Source organism: Kribbella capetownensis (assembly GCF_004331485.1).
Lineage (GTDB): Bacteria > Actinomycetota > Actinomycetes > Propionibacteriales > Kribbellaceae > Kribbella > Kribbella capetownensis.
On sequence record NZ_SJKD01000005.1, the window covers coordinates 197372 to 216546 of the forward strand.

Genomic DNA, 19175 nt, shown 5'->3' on the forward strand with positions numbered 1-19175 from the left:
AGTCCCTCTCGTATTGGATCAATCAGTTCACAACGCGGGCAGCGATGACCGCGGGGGTAGGCCGATCAGAAGGCGCGGAGTGCCGCTGCGACGACGGCTTCCTGGGCGCTGCGTGTCGCCCCGCCACGGGCCGCGACTCGCAGGCCACTCAGGACGACGAACACGTACTCCGCGAGACCGGCAGCATCCTGGCCGGCGATCTCGCCCGCGGCCTGTGCAGTTCGGATTGCCGTGGTCAGCGCCGCCAGCCGGGTCGCGTGGTCGCGCTCGAGTGCTGCGGCGATCTCGGGATCGTTGGGCGCGAGGTCGACCAGCGTGTTCACAACCAGGCAACCGGCCGGATCGTTGGGATCCGGCTCGACCGCGTCCCAGAGAATGCGGCGAACGCGCTCTCTGATCGGCAGGTCGCTCTCGATCACCTCGAGCTGGCCGCCGGTCCGGGCGTCCATGTAGTGCCGGAGCGCCCGGTCGAAGAGATCACGCTTGCTGGTGAAGGTGTTGTAGATGCTGCTCCGGCCGAGTCCGATCGCCTCGCACAGGTCCTGGGTCGAGGTGCCGTCGTACCCGAAGGTCCAGAACACCTTCATCGCGGCATCGACAGCACGCTCCTCGTCGAACGTCCTCGGCCTGGCCATGACATCAACCATAACACGTTATGGACCGATCGATCTAAAACTAGCCGGATCGAGGACTGACCTACCGCGATGGACTGCGGCGGCGGCCCGGGGTACATCGACCATGGCGATCGGTTCGATCGGGAAGAATCTTTTCGGGATGACTTAGTCCGCCTTACGGTCGGGACATGACTACCTCGGAGAAGCTGTACCCGGTCAACGGTGTCGAGCTGTGTGCGGAGACGTTCGGTGATCCGGCCGACCCGGCGGTGTTGCTGATCCATGGCGGATCGGCGTCCATGCTCTGGTGGGACAGTGGGCTGTGCCGCAAGCTCGCCGACCGCGGGCTTTACGTGATCCGCTACGACCAGCGTGACACCGGCCGGTCGACGTCGTACCCGATCGGCCGGCCAGGGTACTCGATGCGCGACCTGGCCGCCGACGCGGTCGGGCTGCTGGACGCGTTGGGCATCGATCAGGCGCACGTGGTCGGGCAGTCGATGTCCGGCGGCACGGCGCTCGTGATCGGCGTCGACCATCCGTCGCGGGTGGCATCCCTGACGTTCGTGTCCACGTCCACGGAGGCCGACGACCTGCCGCCCCCGTCCGAGTCGATGCCGCACCTTGATCCACCCGACTTCGCGGATCCGGCGTCGGTCGAGGAGTACGTCGTACGGTCGATCGAGGCGGAGTACCTCGGGCACTTCGACGAGGCCGCGGCTCGGGACCTGGTACGCCGGGACATGGCGCGGGCACGGGACTTCGAGGCCTCGCTGACCAACCACTACGCGATGTCGTTCGACGATCCGGTGAACGGCGGCTTCGGTGATCTGACGATGCCGGTGCTCGTGGTGCACGGTGGGCTGGATCCCGTGTTCCCGTTGGCACACGGCGAAGCCATCCGGGACGCGGTCCCCAACGGCCGACTGGTGGTCATACCGGACGTCGGCCACGGAGTACCGGCTGCGCGCTGGGACGACCTCGTCGATGCGATTGCCGATCACACCGCGAGCCGATGATGCGCTTCGCACTGTGGGTCCCACTCTTCGACGAGCTCGCCGACCCGCGCGTGGTGGCGCGCCTCGCGGCCGAGGCGGAAGAGGCCGGCTGGGACGGAATGTTCGTCTGGGACCAACTGTGGTGGCGAGCGCCGGTGTCGTCCGTGGCGGACCCGTGGATCACGATGGCCGCAATGGCTGCCGTCACCGAACGACTGCGGCTCGGGCCGATGGTCACACCGGTCGCACGTCGACGGCCGGTCAAACTGTTGCGTGAGGCAACCACGCTCGACGTACTGTCGGGTGGGCGCCTCTCGCTCGGCGTCGGGCTCGGCGGCGACCGGTTCGCGGGGGAGTTCTCCCGGTCGGGTGACGAGGTCGACGACCGGATCCGCGCCGAGCAACTCGACGAGGCCCTGGAGATCCTGACCGCCGGGTGGAGCGGCGCGCCGGTGTCGCATCACGGCACGCATTACACGGTCGACTCGGTCAGCTTCCTGCCGCGCCCGGTCGCGGGCCGCGTTCCGCTCTGGGTCGGCGGTTTCCCGGGCAAACTCAAACCTCTCCGCCGGGCCGCGCGCTACGACGGCTACTTCCCGGTCAACCTGACCTCACCGGACCAACTCGCCGAGTCAGTCGCTCTCCTCGAGTCCATCCGTGGCGACCTCACGGACTACGAGATCGTCATCTCCCTGCCTCCCGGGACCGACCCGGCGCCGTACGCCGCCGCCACCTGGTGCCTCACCGACTTCGACCCGTCCACCCTGCGGTTGGCCGACGTACGCGCCGTCCTGACCGCGGGCCCGCCACGCTGAGGTGGGCCTGCCTCTGTTGCCCCGGGCCCAGGCGGGTGTGTAATCGGAAGACCGTGGGTGGCGTGGTGGGCGTCACGGGAGGTCGAATGGCAAGCGTCAGCGAACAGACCGGGATCACTGAACGTACCGGCCCGTCGGTCGGAGTTGCACCGGCGCGGAAGCCCCTGGGGAAGGTGATCGGGCGACTGCTGTCGACGACCGACCACAAAGTGATCGGTCAGCTGTATCTGGTCACCTCGTTCGCGTTCTTCCTGATCGCCGGGCTGATGGCGATGATCATCCGCGCCGAGTTGGCCGAGCCGGGCCTGCAGATCGTGGACGAAGAGGTCTACAACCAGCTCTTCACCATGCACGGCACGATCATGCTGCTGCTGTTCGCGACACCACTCTTCGTAGGTTTCGCGAACGTGATCATGCCGGTACAGATCGGGGCTCCCGACGTCGCCTTCCCTCGGCTGAACATGTTCAGCTACTGGCTGTTCCTGTTCGGCGGCCTGATCACGCTGGGCGCGTTCGCGACTCCCGGTGGCGCGGCCGACTTCGGCTGGACGGCGTACTCGCCACTGTCGAACGGTGTTCGTTCGCCGGGCGTCGGCGGTGACCTGTGGGTGATGGGCCTGTGGATGGCCGGCCTTGGCACGATCCTTGGCGGCGTCAACTTCGTCACCACGATCATCACCATGCGGGCACCGGGGATGACGATGTTCCGGATGCCGATCTTCTGCTGGAACATCCTGATCACGTCGATCCTGGTGCTGATCGCCTTCCCGATCCTCGCCGCGGCACTGCTGATGCTGGAGGCGGATCGATCACTCGGAGCCCATGTCTACGACGCCGGGAACGGGGGTGCGCTGCTGTGGCAGCACCTGTTCTGGTTCTTCGGGCATCCAGAGGTGTACATCATCGCGTTGCCGTTCTTCGGCATCATCACCGAGATCCTGCCGGTCTTCAGCCGCAAGCCGATCTTCGGCTACATCGGCCTGGTCGCCGCGACGCTGTCGATCGGGGCACTGTCCATCGCGGTCTGGGCCCACCACATGTTCGTCACCGGGGGCGTGAACCTGCCGTTCTTCTCCTTCATGACGTTCCTGATCGCGGTCCCGACCGGGGTGAAGTTCTTCAACTGGATCGGCACGATCTGGGGCGGCTCGGTGTCGTTCGACACCCCGATGCTGTGGAGTCTCGGCTTCTTGGTGACGTTCTTGTTCGGCGGTCTGACCGGCATCATCCTGGCCTCGCCGCCGCTGGACTACCAGCTCAACGACAGCTACTTCGTGGTCGCGCACTTCCACTACGTGGTGTTCGGGACCGTGGTGTTCGCGATGTTCGCCGGGTTCTACTACTGGTGGCCGAAGATGACCGGCCGGATGCTGGACGAGCGGCTCGGGAAGCTGCACTTCTGGTTGCTGTTCATCGGCTTCCACACGACCTTCCTGGTCCAGCACTGGCTCGGTGTGGAAGGCATGGCGCGTCGCTACGCCACGTACGGCGCGAACGACGGCTTCACCACGCTGAACCAGGTCTCCAGCGTCGGCGCATTCCTCCTCGGCGCCTCGACCCTGCCGTTCCTCTACAACGTCTATCGATCCCGCCGCGCACCTCTGGTCGGTGTCGATGACCCGTGGGGCTGGGGCCGCTCGCTGGAGTGGGCGACCAGCTGCCCACCGCCGCGGCACAACTTCGAGCAGCTGCCGCGCATCCGCTCGGACAGCCCCGCCTTCGACTTCCACCATCCTGAGCTCTCGTTGGGCGAGCCGGAGGGCGACCTGCTCACCAAGCTCGGCACCGAGCCCGAGCCCGATCGCGGGTCTGAGCCTGAGTCCGAGCGCGAGCCCGACTGATCAGCCGGCCATCCGGTCGAGCAGCTCGGTGAGGAGTTGCTCGGTGTGCTGGGGCGCGGGGTTGGTCGCGGCCAGCAGGTCCAGGGTCTGCGTGTAGGTCTCGACGTCGTCACGCTTGTCCAGATAGAGCGCGCTGGTGAGGTGCTCGAGGTACACGATGTCGGGCAGGTCGTGCTGGGGGAAGCGCAGCAGGGTGAAGGCGCCACCGGTGGCGGCGTGGCCGGGACTGCGGAGCGGGACGATCTGGAGCGTGACGTTGGGACGGCGGGCTGCCTCGCGGAGAGCGTCAAGCTGATCGCGGAGGACATCGAGGCCACCGATGGGGCGCATCAGGACCGACTCCTCGATGACGGCCCAGAGTTTCAGGGGCGGCTCACGATCCAGGACACGTTGACGCCGGGTGCGAAGAGCGACGATCCGCTCGATCTCCTCGTCCGCCCGCGCGTTGCCAGGCGTCAGCCGGGCGACGGCGCGGGCGTAGTCGGCCGTCTGCAGCAATCCGGGAACGAACTGGATCTCATACGTCCGGATCAGCTCGGCTGCCGCCTCGAGGCCGAGATACGCGTCGAACCAGTCCGGCGTGACATCGCCGTACCGGTGCCACCAGCCACGGTTGTTCGCCTCCCGGGCCAGCTCCAGGAGCCGCTCCCGCTCGCGCGCCTCGGTCACGCCGTACAGGCTGAGCAGGTCCTCGACGTCGCGCTCCTTGAACCCGACGCGGCCGAGCTCGAGCCGGCTGATCTTCGACTCCGACGCCCGGATCGTCCATCCGGCATCGGACCGGCTCACCCCGGCGCGCTCTCGCAGACGCCGCAGATGACTGCCCAGCATCATCCGTAACGCCGTCGGCCCAACAACACCCTGCCCCGCCATAGGACGAGTCTACAGCATTATCGAACATATGTTCCCATGGGATCCGACCGGATGAGCCGGCCTGCTACCGGGCGAGCTGGGCCTCGAAGTAGTACAGCTCGGAGTCGGCTCCGACCTGCGCGAAGCCCGCCTTTGCGAGGGTCCGCTGGGACGCGACGTTGTCGAGATCGGTGTCCGCACGGATCGTCGTCACACCATGCGCGGCGGCGATCTGCATGACGGTCATCAGCGCTTCCGTCGCGTAGCCGTTTCCTCGCGCGGAGGGCGCCAATCCGTAGCCAATCTCGACGACGTCATCGTCGGGGCGCCCCTTGAAGCCGATGCCACCAACAGCCAGCCCGTCGGACTGACGCCTGATCTGGTAGTAGCCGAACGGACGCTGGTCGCCGTTCTGCTCGGTGGCCCGGAGGAAGCCGCCGATGGCGGCCAGGTCTCCGTCGAACGGGTAGTCGGCCGCCCAGGTGTCGTCGGTGCCAGGCGCACGATCGCGAATACGCCGCCCCTCCAGCTCGTCGATCGGATGCAGACTCAGCCGTGCAGTGCGGGTATCCATGGCGAGCACTCAACCAGCACCATGGTCCATCCTCAACCGACTATCGGAGGCTCAGCGGTGGCAGTTCGCTGACTAGTCGATCCGCTGCTCTGCGAGGTCTGCCCAGTGCTCGACCGCTGCCGGGGTGAAGTGGCGGATCGCCCAGTCGACCATCCGGAGACTCATCACAGCCCACAGCGGGCGGAGTACGTCGGCCGGCACCGCGTCCAGGATCGCGTCGAGGCGCGGAGTCACCCGTCCGAGCGGCGGCTCGCCATGGGCGCCGAACCGCAACGTGACCAGGTCGAATCGACGGTCACCCCGCGAGGCACCGTCCCAATCGATGATCCCGGTGATGGTCCCGTCGACGGCGAGCAGGTTGCCCGGATGGTAGTCGGAGTGAACCGCGTCGACCCCCTCCAGCAGGGTTGGGTACGCCGTTCCGACCTCCCGCACCCAGTCGTCGATCCGGGCGGTACGACGGTTGTGCGCGCGCAGCGGACCGTGCAGGCAGAAGCCCGGCCCGTCGTGGTCCAGGAACAGCTCGAAGGCCGGCACATCCGGCCGATCCCGGAGCAACCCGGCGTGCAGCGAGTTGAAGTCCAGCGCTTGCGTCAGCCCGTGGTCGTCGAGTCGCCGGATAGGTGCTCCGGGCAACAGTTCTTGGACGGTGGCGATCGCCGTACCGAGCTGGACGGCAAGCTCGGTCCGCGGCGCCGGCAGGCCCGCCACCCGCGCGGCCTCGGTCACCGCCAGCGGACCGGCTTCGAGGTCCGGCAGCCGCACATCCGGGCGCCACTTCAGGATCGACCGATGCCCGTCCGGCCATCGCACGACAGCGGCGCCCACCTGTCCGCCGGCGCCAAGTCGCTCGACAACCAGCGGTACGCCGGTCTGTTCCTCCAACTCGGCGGCGATCCGTGCTGCATCAAGCCGTTCGACCGGTGACCAGGCGGAAGAAGTCATCTAACGAGTCGCCTCCTGTGCGGGGTCTTAGGGTCTGCGGTGCGGGCCGGCTAGTCGCGGAGGTACTCCGCCCGCCAGCGAAGGATCGTGGGATCGACCGGGCTCGGAGACTGATCGAGTTGGATCAGCCGCAGATCCGGCGTCGAGAACGACTGGATGGCGGCACGGGTCAACGGCCACGGCGGACCCTCGACCTCGGAGTCCGGAACGTCGTCCGGGCGAGAGGCCGCGATCACCAGGAGAGTCCCGTCGGGCGCCACCTGCTCACCGACCTGCTTGATGGCCGCAGGCTGGAGGTCGATCGGCAACGCCTGGACGGTGTAGATCTCGACGACCAGGTCGTAGGCGCGGTGCCACTCGGCGGGCGGAGCCAGCAGGTCGGCGGTGACGTACTGCGCCTTGGAGTCGGGATGGTTGCGGCGTGCGGTCTGGACGGCGGTGGGGGAGATGTCGAACGCGGTGGTCTCATAGCCGAGGTCCGCGATGAGCTCCGCGTCCCACCCGGTGCCGGCTCCGACGATCAGCGCAGTCTTCCCGGTGCCGTCCGGGTGGGACTCGTCGACCCATTCGATCAGCATCGGATGCGCCGTACCCCGGTCCCACGGGACGACGGCGGCACCGTCCTCGGCCGCGGCGTAGAGCCGATCGAACCAGCCGGTCGGATCGTCCTGGGACAGCGACTCGCGGGCGATCCGGCGCGACACGACGTCCGGATCCTCGTGTGGCTCAGGCATCCGCGCCACCTTCCCGCTTCGCGTCGGCTTCGAGACCCTCGTGTATGGCTCGCACCGTCTGGACGGTATCAACTTGATCGGGTCTCTTGTCGTCGCGATAGCGCAGGACCCGGGCGAACCGCAGCGCCATGCCGGCGGGGTAGCGCGGTGAGGTCTGAACGCCGTCGAAGGCGATCTCCACCACCACCTCCGGGCGGAGATAGACGGTGTACTCGTCACGGCGGTCCTCGAGCTCCTGGAACCGCTCGGTCTGCCAGCGTAGAAGCTCGTCGGTCAACCCCTTGAACGTCTTGCCGAGCATGACGAACTCGCCGGTCGTCTCGTCCCGCGCTCCCAGATGCAGGTTCGAGAGCCAGCCAGTACGGCGCCCGTGGCCCCACTCGGCCGCGAGCACGAGCAGATCGAGCGTGTGGGTCTGCTTCACCTTGACCCAGCCGGACCCACGCCGGCCGGCCTCATAGGGAACGGTCAGGGACTTCACCATCACGCCCTCGTGGCCGCGCTTCACCGCGTCGAGGAAGAACGCGTGCCCAGCGTCCGCGTCGTCGGTCACCAGCCGTGGGATCCGTTGCTCCTCCGGGATCAGCTTGCTCAGCCACTGGTGCCGCGCGGCGCCGTCGAGGCCGATCAGGTCCTGCCCGTCCTGGTGCAGGATGTCGAAGAAGTACGGCGTCAACGGCACCGACTCCGGCCCGGTCGCCGCACGAGTCGCTGTCCTCGACCCGGTGACCTGGAAGGCCTCCGGCCGACCGTCCCGCCGCAGGGCGATCAGCTCACCGTCCAGCACGACCTGCTGCGCGTCGAGCGCGAGCACGGCGGTGACGACCTCGGGCACCCGCTTGGTGATGTCGTCGAGCGTGCGGGTGTAGACCACCACCTCGTCGCCGTCGCGATGCGCCTGGATCCGGATCCCGTCCAGCTTCCACTCGAGCGCGGCCGGTGTACCGGTCTTGGTCAGGGCTTCCTCGACACTCGTTGCGGACTGGGCGAGCATCGGCTGCACGCCGCGCCGGACCTCCAGCCCGAACTGCGCCAGCCCTGCCTCGCCCTCGGTCAGTACGGCGACCGCGACCGGCGCGGCCGCACCACGCAGCATGGTCGCGGCCCGGATCTTCTCCAGCGGGATCCCGGTTGCGCGCGCGACCGCATCGGCCATCACGCCGTCCAGGGCACCCTGTCGCAGCTCACCTCCGACGAGCAGCCGCAGGAACCGCTGCTCGTCCTCGGTCGCGCGGCCGAACAACGCGTCGATCGCCTCCCGCCGCCGGGCCTGTGACCCGGCACCGGACATCTCGGCCAGTTCGGCGAACGCGCTGTCGACCTCCTCGACCGTCAGCGACGGGCTCTCGGCGGGCGTCGGCGCGTCCATCAACGTCCGCCACCCGACGCCCGTACGGCGCTGGCGCAGCTCACCGGACAGGTACGTCACCACGATCTCGGTCTCGGCCGGCTCGGTCGCGCGCGACAGCAGCCCGGCGATGAACTCCGCCTTCTTCAGCCGCGACCGCGTCCCGGCCAGCGCGGTCGAGGTCTCGACCACCTCGGTGAGCAACATGACCCCAGTCTCACCCATCCCACCGACAGTCCGGCGTACCCGGAAATCCGAGGATCAGGGTGCGGGGGGCAGGTCGTCGAGGAACTCGGCGGTGGGGGTGAAGAACAGCGCGCCGGTGACCGCGGTGGAGAAGTCGAGGATGCGGTCGTAGTTGCCCTCGGGCTCGCCGATGAACATCCGCCGCAGCATCAACTCGGTGACCGACGGGGTCTTGGCGTAGCCGATGAAGTAGGTGCCGAACTCCTGCGTCCCGATCGTCCCGAACGGCATGTTGTCGCGCAGGATCTGCAGCTCGTTCCCGTCCTCGTCCTCGATCACGTTCAGCGCGATGTGCGCGTTGCCCGGCTTGTCGTCGTCGGACAGCTCGATGTCGTCGAGCTTGGTCCGGCCGATCGCCAGCTCCTGCTGCTCGACGGTCAGCGCGTTCCACGCCTTCAGGTCGTGCAGGTACTTCTGCACGATCACATAGCTGCCGCCGGCGAAGTCCGGGTCTTCGGCCCCGATCAGAACGGCGTCCTCGGCCTCGGAGCCGGCCGGGTTCTCGGTGCCGTCGACGAAGCCGAGCAGGTCGCGCATCTCGAAGTACTTGAAGCCGTGGACCTCGTCGACGACGGTCGCCGCGCCGTCGAGCGCCTTCATGATCTGCCCGGCCAGCTCGAAGCACTGGTCCAGGTGTGCGGCGCGGATGTGGAACAGCAGGTCGCCGGGGGTGGAGACGGCGCGGTGCTTGGCGCCGTTGAGCTCGATGAACGGGTGCAGTTCGGCCGGCCGCGGCCCGCTGAACAGCCGGTCCCAGACGTCCGACCCGATGCTGGTGACGCAGGACAGATTCCCGGCCGGCACTCGGAAGCCGACCGACCGGATCAGACCGCTGACCCGTTCGAGCAGATCGCGGGTGGTCTCCTCGCCTCCCGGCTCGACCCGGACCACGAGGAAGATCGCCGAACCGGACAACGGCATCAGCACCGACTGCGGCAAGGCCCGCGTCGTGGCCGCTGCACCAACGGTCGGATCAGTCACCACTGTGTTCTCCTCCAGCTCCTTGGCCCGATCTTCTAGAGTCCATTCATGGACCCGCAATCGGGCGAACCGCGCCCACAGGACTCGCCGCCCCCCGGCAACCAACCGAACCCGTGGGTCCCGCCGTACGAACCCGGCCCATCCTCGCAGCCCGGTCAGTACCCGCCGCCCCCGCCCTACCCCCAACCGGGTCCCTACCAGCAGCCCGGCCCGTACCAGCAGCCCGGCCCGTACCAGCAGCCCGGCCCCTACCAGCCGCAGTGGCCGGGGCAGCACCAACAGCAGCAATACGGCGCACCGCCGCCGTATCCGGGTCAGTACGCCTACCGCGAGCCGCGCATCGTCCCGGCTCCCGCGGGTACGCCGTACCACCGCCTCGGGCGGACGCCGAAGCACAGATGGTGGCGGCCGATCGTCGGCACGCTGTTCCTCGCCTCCGGCGCCTTCTTCCTCACCGCGGCGGTGCTGGTCGGCTGGGAGATCGTCCACACCCTGATCGCGGGTGAGTTCGTCGAGCCGCAGGGCAACGACATCTTCCCGAGCGACACAGAGAACCTGGCCGTCACCCTGGTCATGCTCGGCGTCCTCATGCCGTTCGTCGTGCTGACCGCCTGGGTCGTCCAGCGACGCCCGGCCTGGAGCGTCGCGTCCGTCCTGAACCGGATCCGCTGGCGCTGGCTGGGGCTGTGCTGCCTGCCCGGCCTCGGCTACCTGGTGCTGTCCTACGGGCTCGGCATCCTCGCCGACGCGATCTTCCCGAGCAGTGACGCGACGGCGACCGACGACGGCTCGTGGGTCGGCTTCAGTGCGTTCATCGTGCCGGCGTTGGTGATTCTGCTGCTGGTGCCGTTCCAGTCCGCGGCGGAGGAGTTCGTCTTCCGCGGCTGGCTGCTCCAGGCGATCGGCGCCTACGGCCCGGACCGGCCGGAGGGCCGCGCGCGCTGGCTCCGGGTGCTCTTCCGTTCGCCCTGGCCGGGCATCGTGCTCAGCAGCCTCGCATTCGTCTCGGCGCACGGATACACCGGCTGGGCGATGGCGGACATCTTCCTGTTCGCGGTCACCATCGCGTGGCTGACCGTGCGGACCGGCGGGCTGGAGGCCGGCATCGCGCTGCACGCGATGAACAACCTGTTCGCCTTCTTGTTGCCTGCGGCAACTGGACAGCTGGACGGCTGGGACCAGCAGGGCGGCGCTCCGTGGACGCTGCTGGCCCTGGACATCCCGTGCCTCGCGTTCTACGCGGCCGCCGTGGTGTGGGTGTCGAAGCGGAACCGGATCGCCCGGGTGAGCTGACGAAAACCGGGCGAGAATTGTCCGGGCCGTCTGCCAGGGTAGGCGTGTGACGAACACGAAGATCGAGGCCGTCCTGTTCGACTGGGGCGGCACACTGGCGACCTGGCACACCGTCGACCTGTACGCCGTCTGGCGGACGGTGGCGGCGGTGATCGACGAGGACCGGGCGGACGAGCTCGCGAGCCGGCTGTTCGAGGCGGAGGCCTCGGTCTGGGCCCGGTCGCGTGACCAGCACCTGAGCAGCACGCTCGAGGAGGTCTGCCTGCTGGCCGACGTGGTGATGACCCCGGCGGCCCAGGTCGAGTACGAGCGGCAGTGGCACCCGCACACCGAGCTCGACTCCGACGCAATCGACACTCTGCGCGATCTCCGGGCCCGTGGGCTCAAGGTGGGAGTGCTGTCGAACACCATCTGGTCGCGTAGCCGCCACGAGGAGATCTTCGAGCGGGACGGCGTTCTGGAGTTGCTGGACGGGGCCGTCTACACCAGCGAGATCCCGTACACGAAGCCGCACCCGGAGGCGTTCCTGTCGGCCATGCGGGCGGTGGGGGAGTCGGAGCCGTCACGATGCCTGTTCGTGGGCGACCGGCTGTTCGACGACGTCTGGGGCGCACAGAACGTCGGCATGCGGGCGGCCCACATTCCGCACAGCGCGATCCCGGTGGAGCAGATCGGCCACACCGAGGGCGAGCCGGACGCAACCGTCCAGCGCCTGTCCGAGCTCCCGGCGCTCATCGACACCTGGAACAAAGCCGTCGCCTGAACCCTCACGTGTTCGACCCGACACGTTAGCCACCGGTTACCGACCCTGGAGTCCTGGGTCGACCTCGGCTGAGAAATGAAGGACCCCCAGCCGGTGTGGCTGGGGGTCCTTCGAGGGGTTTCGGGGTGGGGGTTACGCGGCGAGGGTCGGGTCTGCCAGCAGGCGGAGGCGGCCAAGGGCCTCGCGCTCGATCTGGCGGACGCGCTCGGCGGAGATGCCGTGCACGGCGCCGATGTCGGCGAGTTTGGCCTGCCGGCCGTCGTGCAGACCGTACCGCCGCCGGATCACGTCGGCCGACCGCGGGTCGAGCTGGTCGACCAGGCTGAACAGGCCCGAGCGGTCCGACGCGTCGGCGACCAGCTGGTCCGGTCCCGGCGCGGTCTCGGCCGCGATCAGGTCGCCCAGCGAGGTCTCGCCCTCGTCGTCGATCGGGTTGTCCAGGCTGATGTGGTCCCGGCCGATCCGGATCAACTCGGTGACCCGCTCCACGTCCAGGTCCAGCTCCGCCGCGATCTCGTCGATCTCCGGCTCACGGCCGAGCTTGCGCTCCAGCGTCCGCCGGGCCGACCCGATCTGGTTCAGCTGCTCCACCACGTGCACCGGCAGCCGGACCACTCGGGCCTGCTGCGCGATACCGCGGGTGATGGCCTGCCGCACCCACCAGGTCGCGTACGTCGAGAACTTGAATCCCTTCCGGTAGTCGAACTTCTCCACCGCCCGGATCAGACCCGTGTTGCCCTCCTGGACCAGGTCCAGCAGCGGCATCTGGGATCGTCCGTACCGGCGCGCGATCGACACCACCAGCCGGAGGTTCGCGGTCACGAACCGCTGCTGCGCGCGCTGGCCCTCTTCGGCCAGCCACTCCAGCTCTTCCTCCGTCGCATATTTGGGCGCTCCGCCCTTCTTACGTCCAACCCGCCCCTCGGCCAGCAGTTGCTCCGCCAGGAGACCTGCCTCAACCGTCTCAGCGAGCTCGACCTCTTCCTCAGCCGTCAGCAAAGGCGTCCGCGCGATCTCTTCGAGGTAGAGACCAACACTGTCCTTGCCGTCGATACCGTCGTCCGCCGAGCGGACACGAGCCATGCGAGCCACCGAAACTCCCTTCGTCGTTACATGGAGAGCAACGCTCGAGTGAGGTTCAAGATTCCACGACGAGTGTGTAAACACCCTGAAGGTTCCCTGAGAGTTCCTGGCACGATCGCGCCCCGGAAACCGATGTCCAGGAGCCGCTCGTGTCCGATTCCCGGCCCCCTTGTGTCCGCGCGTCCGAATTCCCTTTGCTGTGCGCGGGAATTCGCCTCCGGTACTCAGCGGCACCCCGCGGAAGAAACCTGAGAATCCGTCCAGAATCACCACCGCCTCCGGTGTCTTGTGTGTTGCACAACACACGCCGTGCGTGGTGCCGGGGGAACCTTGCCTCCAACCTCTCCAACCAGCAGCAACGCCGCCGGTACCCGCCGTGTTCCCGCCTGAAACGAGGGGTCAGGCCAGACCGAGGGTGTCGAGTTCCCAGGCCAGGGTGAAGGCGATCTCGTGCCAGGCGTCGTACCGTCCGCTGCGGCCGCCGTGGCCGGCCTCCATTTCGGTTTTCAGCAGTACGTCGGCGTCCGCGACCGCCCGGAGTTTGGCCACCCACTTCGCGGGTTCGACGAAGAACACCCGGGTGTCGTTCAGGCTGGTGATCGCGAGGATCCGCGGATAGCGCTGGGCGGTGATGTTTTCGTACGGCGAGTAGGACTTCATGTACTCGTACACCGCGGAGTCCTCGAGCGGATTACCCCATTCCTCCCACTCGATCACCGTCAACGGCAGCGACGGGTCCAGGATCGTCGTCAGCGCGTCCACGAATGGCACCTCGGCGACGATTCCGCCGAACGCCTCCGGCGCCAGGTTCGCCACCGCGCCCATCAACAGGCCACCGGCGCTGCCGCCCTGCGCGACGATCCGCTCCGGCCGGGTCCAGCCGTCCTTCACCAGGTGTTCGGCCGCGGCGATGAAGTCGGTGAACGTGTTCCGCTTGGCCAGCATCTTGCCGTCGTCGTACCAGTGCCGGCCGAGCTCGCCACCGCCCCGCACGTGCGTGATCGCGAACACCACACCGCGATCCAGCAGCGACAGCCGCGGGATCGAGAACCACGGGTCCATCGAGCTCTCGTAGGAGCCGTACCCGTACAGCACGACCGGCGCGTTGCCGTCCTTCGCGACGTCCTTGCGCGCGACCAGCGAGATCGGCACCTTCGTCCCGTCGCTCGCCGTCGCCCACTCGCGGTACTGCGTGTAGGCACCGAGGTCGACCCCGCCGAGCACGGGCTGCTGCTTCAGCAGCCGCCTCTCACCGGTCGCCACGTCCAGGTCGTACGTCGAACCCGGCGTGACCAGCGAGGTGTAGCCGAACCGGTAGCGGGTCTCGTGCCACTCGTCGTTGCGGCCGGGGGAGACGGTGTAGATCGGCTCGTCGAACTCCAGCACCTCGGGCGCGCTGAAGCTCCCGTCGGTACGGCGCATGATCGCGAGCTCGGTGACGGCGTCGCGACGGCGGTACAGGATGACGTGGTCGGCGAACGCGTCGACCCCGAGCAGCCGGCTCGACACGTCGCCCTCGATCAGCGTCGTCCAGGAGCCGGGGGAGTCCAGCGAGGCGCTCGCGAGCGAGAAGTTCACCGCGTCCGCGTTGTGGGTGATCAGCAACTGGTCACCGGCGTGTTCCACGTCGTACTCGACGCCGTCGCGACGGGGTGCGACAAGGACCAGCTCGCCGGTGGGGTCGTTGGCGTCGAGTAGCCAGACCTCGCTGGTGATCTTGCTGCCGAGGGCGATCTGGATCGCCTGCTCGTTGCGCGTCAGCTCGACGCCGACCCAGAACCGCTCGTCCGGCTCCTCCTTCACCAGCACGTCCTGGGTCGCGCCGAGGGTGTGCCGCCAGACCTGGAACGGCCGCCAGGCGTCGTCGACCTTGGTGTAGAAGATCGTCGAACCGTCCGCGGACCAAGCCGAGCCGTAGTGCACCTCCGGCAGCTCGTCCGGCAGCAGCTCGCCGGTCGCGAGGTCCTTGATCCGCAGCGTGAACCGCTCGTCGCCCTTGAGGTCCACGGAGTACGCCAGCAGCCGGCCGTCCGGGGAGACGTCGACGGTGCCGAGCGAGAAGAACTCGGAGTCGCCGGCCACCTCGTTGCCGTCCAGCATCACCTCTTCGCCGGCGATCTCGCCGTCGGTGGCCGGGGGCTGGTCGCCGTCCACCTTCACCCGGCAGTGGATGCCGTACTGCTTGCCCTCGATCGTGCGGGAGTAGTACCAGTACCCGCCGCGCCGGGCGGGCACGCTCAGGTCGGTCTGCAGGGTGCGGTCCGAGATCTCCTTGAAGATTGCCTCACGCAACGATTCGAGGTGCGCCGTGCGGGCCTCGGTGTAGCCGTTCTCGGCGCGCAGGTAGTCCAGCACCTCGTCGTCGGTCTTGTCCCGCAACCACTCGTAGTCGTCGACGAACACGTCGCCGTGATGACTGCGTTCGACCGGCTTGCGGGCAGCGACCGGAGGCTTCGGGGAAGAAGAATTCAACTCGGACATGCCGCGAGACTACCCGCCCGGGACCGGCCGCGGCTGCCGGTTTCCACAGCCTCCGGATCAGACGTCGTATGTCGCGACGACGGGGGCGTGGTCGCTCCAGCGTTCGGCGTAGGTCGGGGCGCGGTGGACGACGCAACTGGTGGCGGAATCGGCGAGTTCGGGCGAGGCGATCTGGTAGTCGATGCGCCAGCCGGCGTCGTTGTCGAAGGCCTTGCCGCGCCAGGACCACCAGGAGTACGGGCCGGGGCCTTCGCCGCCGAAGCGCCGGCCCAGATCCACCCAGCCGGAGTCGAACAAGCGATCCATCCAGGCCCGCTCCTCGGGCAGGAAGCCGCTCTTCTTCCGGTTCGCCTTCCAGGCCTTCAGGTCGACCTCACGGTGCGCGATGTTCAGGTCGCCGCACATCAGCACGTGCCGCCCGTCCGCCCGCAACTCGGTCAGCCGCGCGGTGATCGCGTCGAGGAACGCGTACTTCTCCTCCTGTCGCGGCGGCGTCTCGAACTCACCCGTGAACACGTACGTGCTGACTGCCGTCAGCGTCGTACCGTCATCGAGTACGACGTCCGCCTCGACCCACCGGCCGCATCCGGCGAACCGCTCCGGCCCGATGTCGCCCCGCTCGTCCTTGATCGGCCGCCGGCTCGCCACCGCGCCTCCCGCACGCCCCTTGTGCCCGTCGATCGACGGCTCCGCGTGCGCGAGGTTCCAGTCCCCGCCGAGGTGCTCCCGCAGTACGTCGTCCGTCGCGCGAACTTCCTGCATCAGCAACAGATCCGGATCGGTCTGCTGCAGCCACGGACCCATCCCGCGCCGGAACGCGGCCCTGACACCGTTCACATTCACCGTGGCGACCTTCAGCACCCGTGAACCCTATCCCTCGGTGGTCGTGAGGATGGCGTCGAGGGACTGTTCGCAGAGGTGTTCGAGGGCCTCGGGGGAGATGGTGGGGTTGTCGATCCAGGTGAGCAGGGTCTGCTCGACGTACCCCTGCCAGCCGTGGCAGGCCAGCTCGACCGTGGGGGTGATCTCGATGCCGCTCTGGGCGACCGCGCTGATGACCCACGTGCTGAAGACCCGGCGGATCTCGGAGTGCAGTGCGCGTACGTCGGGGTCGCCGGCGGCTGACATCAGCAGGGTGGCGCGGTAGAGCTGAGGTGCTTCGAGGACTGCACGGACGAATGCGCGGATGCCGGACCGGAGTTGCTCGGCCGGCGGCAGCGACGGGTCGGGTGCGGTGCGAAGCATGACCTCGGCGGCCGCTTCCTCGATCACGGCGTACTGGAACTTCTTCTTCGAGCCGAAGTAGTGGAACAGCAGGGCGGGGGAGACCTTGGCCTCGGCGGCGACCAGTTCGACCGTGAGTTCGCGGTGCGGGTCGGCGACCAGGACGCGGCGGGCCGCCGCGAGGATCTGGCTGCGGCGTTCGCCGGGGCGCAGCCGGGCCGACGAGGTCTGGGTCATACGGCCAGTCTATTGAGTAATCGGTCAACAAGCACCTACTGTTGAGTATCCACTCAACAAGCTGGAGGTCCAGATGCGTGGTCAGGTCGTCCTCATCACCGGCGCGTCCCGCGGGATCGGCGCCGCGGTCGCGCGGAAGCTGGCGCGGGACGGCGCCACGCTGGCCCTGATCGGCCTGGAGCCGGACGAGCTGAAGAAGGTCGCCGAGGACTGCGGTCCGGACGCGGGTTGGTGGGAGGCCGACGTCACCGACACCGAGTCTTTGCGGACCGCGGTCGAGGCGGTGGCCGAGCGGTACGGCCGGATCGACGTCGTGATGGCGAACGCCGGCATCGCCGCGCCCGGGTTCAGCCGGAGCATGGACCCGACGATGTGGGAGCGGGTCGTGGACGTCGACCTGTTCGCGTCTGGCGGACCGTCCACCTGACCCTGCCGTTCCTGCTGGAGAGCAAGGGCTACCTGCTGCTGGTCTCGTCGCTCGCGGCGATCGTCCACATCCCCGGGCTGGCGGCGTACAACGTGGCCAAGGCCGGAGTGGAGGCGATGGGGGACACACTGCGGCCGGAGCTCAAACACCTGGGTGTGCGAGTCGGTGTCGCCCACATGACCTTCGTCGACACTGACATGGTGCGCGGCGCGGATGAGCACCCGGTGTTCGGCAAGATGCGCACCGGCATCCCGCTGGCGAGCAAGGTGTATCCGCTGGACTTCGCGGTGGACAAGTTCGTCGGCGGGATCAGGAAGCGCCGTCGGACCGTGCATGTGCCGGGCTGGATCGGGGCGATGAAGGTGTTCCGCTGGGTGATCCCGCACGTCATCGAGGCGGGTTCACGGTTCAGCGTGCCGAAGGCCGACCGGGCTGCACTCGCCGACGTCCAGGCGCGCGGCGCCGCGGCTTCCTCCCGTGCGACCGGCGCAGGCGGCCGCGCCGACGCCGAGAAGGCCGCGGGCAAATGAGCCGCGAGTACGACGTCGTCCTGCTCGGCGCGAGCGGCTTCACCGGAGCGCTCACTGCGGAGTACCTCGCCAAGAACGCACCGCCGGATCTCAGATGGGCCGTTGCCGGACGCAACCAAGGCAAGTTGGAAGCCTTCGGCAAGGATGTCCTGCACGCGGATGTTACGGATGCCAAGTCGCTGCAGGCCCTGGCCGAGTCGGCCAAGGTCGTCGCCACCACCGTCGGTCCCTACATTCAGTACGGCGAGCCTGTGGTGGCAGCCTGTGCGGACGCAGGCACCGACTACCTCGATCTGACCGGTGAGCCCGAGTTCATCGATCGCATGTACGTGTGCCATCACGAACGGGCCGTCCAGACCGGTGCCCGGATCGTGCACGCCTGTGGCTTCGACTCGATTCCGTACGACCTTGGTGTGCAGTTCACGGTCGAGCAGTTGCCGCGGCGTGTGCCGATCCAGGTCGACGGTCTGCTGCGAGCCGGTGGCCGTCCGTCCGGAGGCACCTTCCACACGGCGATCACCGCGTTCTCCCGGCCGAAGCAGAATGTCGACGCGCACCGGGCTCGTCGCCACGCCGAGCCAGGGCCGGACGGCCGGAAGGCCAGGGCTGTCCCCGGCTGGATCCACCGCCAGCAAGGCTTTTGGGCGGTCCCATTGCCGACCATCGACCCACAGATCGTCGGGTACTCCGCCCGGCTGCTCGAAGAGTACGGACCGGACTTCCGGTACTCGCACTACGCCGCGATGAAGCGTCTCCCAATGGTTGCCGGAGGCATCGGTGGTGCCGCCCTGCTGATGGCGGCCGCGCAGATCCGGCCGGCCCGGAACGCATTGCTCAAGCGAGTGCAGCCAGGCGACGGGCCGAGTCCGGAGCGCCGGGCGAGGTCCTGGTTCAACGTGCGCTTCGTCGGCCGCGGTGGCGGCAAGCATGTGATCACCGAGGTCGCCGGCGGCGATCCCGGGTACGACGAAACCGCCAAGATGCTGGCCGAGAGCGCACTCTGCCTGTCTCTCGACGACCTCCCTACCACAGCCGGCCAGACCACCACCGCCGCGGCGATGGGTCCGGCGCTGCGGCAACGGCTGGTGAACGCCGGGATGACGTTTGCCACTCTGAGCACCGACGAGTACTAGTGCGCCTGCAACCGAGTCAGGGTGTCCCGGAATGATCCCGGGATTGTGGCGCGGGT

Annotated in this window: 19 protein-coding genes; 8 read left to right on the plus strand and 11 right to left on the minus strand. The window is 68.2% G+C overall.

The genetic code is table 11. From position 1 onward, the window contains the following. Positions 1–65: 65 nt before the first annotated feature. Entirely contained in the window at positions 66–635 is a 570-nt protein-coding gene (locus E0H75_RS22590) for a TetR/AcrR family transcriptional regulator (RefSeq protein ID WP_131515631.1), read from the minus strand. A gap of 167 nt (positions 636–802) precedes the next feature. Here E0H75_RS22590 and E0H75_RS22595 point away from each other — a divergent pair, with 167 nt between their 5' ends. The 3 genes from E0H75_RS22595 (at position 803) to ctaD (ending at position 4268) form a co-directional block, all read left to right on the plus strand. Next, positions 803–1633 (plus strand): alpha/beta fold hydrolase, encoded by an 831-nt coding sequence (locus E0H75_RS22595; protein ID WP_131515632.1) that lies wholly within the window; start codon positions 803–805, stop codon positions 1631–1633. Beyond that, a complete protein-coding gene (locus E0H75_RS22600) occupies positions 1630–2427 on the plus strand; it encodes an LLM class flavin-dependent oxidoreductase (RefSeq protein ID WP_202873126.1) in 798 nt (265 codons plus the stop codon). The genes E0H75_RS22595 and E0H75_RS22600 overlap by 4 nt, the downstream gene beginning before the upstream one ends. An 86-nt stretch (positions 2428–2513) precedes the next feature. After that, entirely contained in the window at positions 2514–4268 is a 1755-nt protein-coding gene (gene ctaD, locus E0H75_RS22605; RefSeq protein WP_131515633.1) for an aa3-type cytochrome oxidase subunit I, read from the plus strand. Here the strand turns inward: ctaD and E0H75_RS22610 are convergent, their stop codons facing one another. From E0H75_RS22610 to E0H75_RS22635, 6 genes are all read right to left on the minus strand, one after another. Further along, positions 4269–5141 carry a helix-turn-helix domain-containing protein gene (locus E0H75_RS22610; RefSeq protein WP_238163205.1) on the minus strand — a complete coding sequence of 291 codons (873 nt, stop codon included), beginning with the start codon at positions 5139–5141 and terminating at the stop codon, positions 4269–4271. A 64-nt stretch (positions 5142–5205) separates the two neighbouring features. Beyond that, positions 5206–5694 (minus strand): GNAT family N-acetyltransferase, encoded by a 489-nt coding sequence (locus tag E0H75_RS22615; RefSeq protein ID WP_131515634.1) that lies wholly within the window; start codon positions 5692–5694, stop codon positions 5206–5208. 72 nt (positions 5695–5766) lie between these two features. Next, entirely contained in the window at positions 5767–6639 is an 873-nt protein-coding gene (locus E0H75_RS22620) for a phosphotransferase (RefSeq protein WP_131515635.1), read from the minus strand. Positions 6640–6689: 50 nt separating this feature from the next. Beyond that, positions 6690–7373, minus strand: coding sequence for a class I SAM-dependent methyltransferase (locus E0H75_RS22625; RefSeq protein WP_131515636.1), 684 nt, complete (start codon positions 7371–7373; stop codon positions 6690–6692). Next, on the minus strand, positions 7366–8946 hold the full coding sequence (locus tag E0H75_RS22630; RefSeq protein ID WP_238163206.1) for an ATP-dependent DNA ligase: 1581 nt from the start codon (positions 8944–8946) through the stop codon (positions 7366–7368). The genes E0H75_RS22625 and E0H75_RS22630 overlap by 8 nt, the downstream gene beginning before the upstream one ends. Before the next feature lie 36 nt (positions 8947–8982). Then, complete coding sequence (locus tag E0H75_RS22635) at positions 8983–9948, minus strand: Dyp-type peroxidase (RefSeq protein WP_238163207.1); 966 nt, start codon at positions 9946–9948, stop codon at positions 8983–8985. A 48-nt stretch (positions 9949–9996) separates the two neighbouring features. Here E0H75_RS22635 and E0H75_RS22640 point away from each other — a divergent pair, with 48 nt between their 5' ends. Together E0H75_RS22640 and E0H75_RS22645 are read left to right on the plus strand one after the other, a co-directional pair. Next, entirely contained in the window at positions 9997–11241 is a 1245-nt protein-coding gene (locus E0H75_RS22640; protein ID WP_131515639.1) for a CPBP family intramembrane glutamic endopeptidase, read from the plus strand. A gap of 46 nt (positions 11242–11287) precedes the next feature. Continuing rightward, positions 11288–12004, plus strand: a complete 717-nt coding sequence (locus E0H75_RS22645; RefSeq protein WP_131515640.1) for an HAD family hydrolase — start codon at positions 11288–11290, stop codon at positions 12002–12004. A gap of 132 nt (positions 12005–12136) precedes the next feature. Here the strand turns inward: E0H75_RS22645 and E0H75_RS22650 are convergent, their stop codons facing one another. The 4 genes from E0H75_RS22650 to E0H75_RS22665 all read right to left on the minus strand — a co-directional run bounded on the left by E0H75_RS22650 (position 12137) and on the right by E0H75_RS22665 (position 17029). Then, complete coding sequence (locus E0H75_RS22650) at positions 12137–13096, minus strand: sigma-70 family RNA polymerase sigma factor (protein ID WP_131515641.1); 960 nt, start codon at positions 13094–13096, stop codon at positions 12137–12139. A gap of 390 nt (positions 13097–13486) precedes the next feature. Further along, on the minus strand, positions 13487–15568 hold the full coding sequence (locus E0H75_RS22655) for a S9 family peptidase (protein ID WP_131515642.1): 2082 nt from the start codon (positions 15566–15568) through the stop codon (positions 13487–13489). A gap of 57 nt (positions 15569–15625) precedes the next feature. Then, entirely contained in the window at positions 15626–16429 is an 804-nt protein-coding gene (xth, locus tag E0H75_RS22660) for an exodeoxyribonuclease III (RefSeq protein ID WP_131515643.1), read from the minus strand. Between the two features lie 9 nt (positions 16430–16438). Next, complete coding sequence (locus tag E0H75_RS22665) at positions 16439–17029, minus strand: TetR/AcrR family transcriptional regulator (protein ID WP_131515644.1); 591 nt, start codon at positions 17027–17029, stop codon at positions 16439–16441. Positions 17030–17102: 73 nt separating this feature from the next. Here E0H75_RS22665 and E0H75_RS44670 point away from each other — a divergent pair, with 73 nt between their 5' ends. Genes E0H75_RS44670 through E0H75_RS22675 form a run of 3 tightly spaced genes read left to right on the plus strand, consistent with a single transcriptional unit; the run spans position 17103 to position 19119 of the window. Then, on the plus strand, positions 17103–17456 hold the full coding sequence (locus E0H75_RS44670) for an SDR family NAD(P)-dependent oxidoreductase (RefSeq protein WP_272948919.1): 354 nt from the start codon (positions 17103–17105) through the stop codon (positions 17454–17456). Continuing rightward, positions 17402–17986, plus strand: a complete 585-nt coding sequence (locus E0H75_RS22670; protein WP_272948920.1) for an SDR family oxidoreductase — start codon at positions 17402–17404, stop codon at positions 17984–17986. The genes E0H75_RS44670 and E0H75_RS22670 overlap by 55 nt, the downstream gene beginning before the upstream one ends. Further along, on the plus strand, positions 17983–19119 hold the full coding sequence (locus E0H75_RS22675; RefSeq protein ID WP_131515645.1) for a saccharopine dehydrogenase family protein: 1137 nt from the start codon (positions 17983–17985) through the stop codon (positions 19117–19119). Before E0H75_RS22670 ends, E0H75_RS22675 begins: the two co-directional genes overlap by 4 nt. The last annotated feature ends 56 nt before the right edge of the window (positions 19120–19175 follow it).

Coding starts and splice junctions, on each gene's coding strand:
- E0H75_RS22590 (WP_131515631.1), bottom strand. CDS start 635: ATGGCCAGGCCGAGGACGTTCGACGAGGAGCGTGCTGTCGATGCCGCG.
- E0H75_RS22595 (WP_131515632.1), top strand. CDS start 803: ATGACTACCTCGGAGAAGCTGTACCCGGTCAACGGTGTCGAGCTGTGT.
- E0H75_RS22600 (WP_202873126.1), top strand. CDS start 1,630: ATGATGCGCTTCGCACTGTGGGTCCCACTCTTCGACGAGCTCGCCGAC.
- ctaD (WP_131515633.1), top strand. CDS start 2,514: ATGGCAAGCGTCAGCGAACAGACCGGGATCACTGAACGTACCGGCCCG.
- E0H75_RS22610 (WP_238163205.1), bottom strand. CDS start 5,141: ATGGCGGGGCAGGGTGTTGTTGGGCCGACGGCGTTACGGATGATGCTG.
- E0H75_RS22615 (WP_131515634.1), bottom strand. CDS start 5,694: ATGGATACCCGCACTGCACGGCTGAGTCTGCATCCGATCGACGAGCTG.
- E0H75_RS22620 (WP_131515635.1), bottom strand. CDS start 6,639: ATGACTTCTTCCGCCTGGTCACCGGTCGAACGGCTTGATGCAGCACGG.
- E0H75_RS22625 (WP_131515636.1), bottom strand. CDS start 7,373: ATGCCTGAGCCACACGAGGATCCGGACGTCGTGTCGCGCCGGATCGCC.
- E0H75_RS22630 (WP_238163206.1), bottom strand. CDS start 8,946: ATGGGTGAGACTGGGGTCATGTTGCTCACCGAGGTGGTCGAGACCTCG.
- E0H75_RS22640 (WP_131515639.1), top strand. CDS start 9,997: ATGGACCCGCAATCGGGCGAACCGCGCCCACAGGACTCGCCGCCCCCC.
- E0H75_RS22655 (WP_131515642.1), bottom strand. CDS start 15,568: ATGTCCGAGTTGAATTCTTCTTCCCCGAAGCCTCCGGTCGCTGCCCGC.
- E0H75_RS22665 (WP_131515644.1), bottom strand. CDS start 17,029: ATGACCCAGACCTCGTCGGCCCGGCTGCGCCCCGGCGAACGCCGCAGC.
- E0H75_RS44670 (WP_272948919.1), top strand. CDS start 17,103: ATGCGTGGTCAGGTCGTCCTCATCACCGGCGCGTCCCGCGGGATCGGC.
- E0H75_RS22675 (WP_131515645.1), top strand. CDS start 17,983: ATGAGCCGCGAGTACGACGTCGTCCTGCTCGGCGCGAGCGGCTTCACC.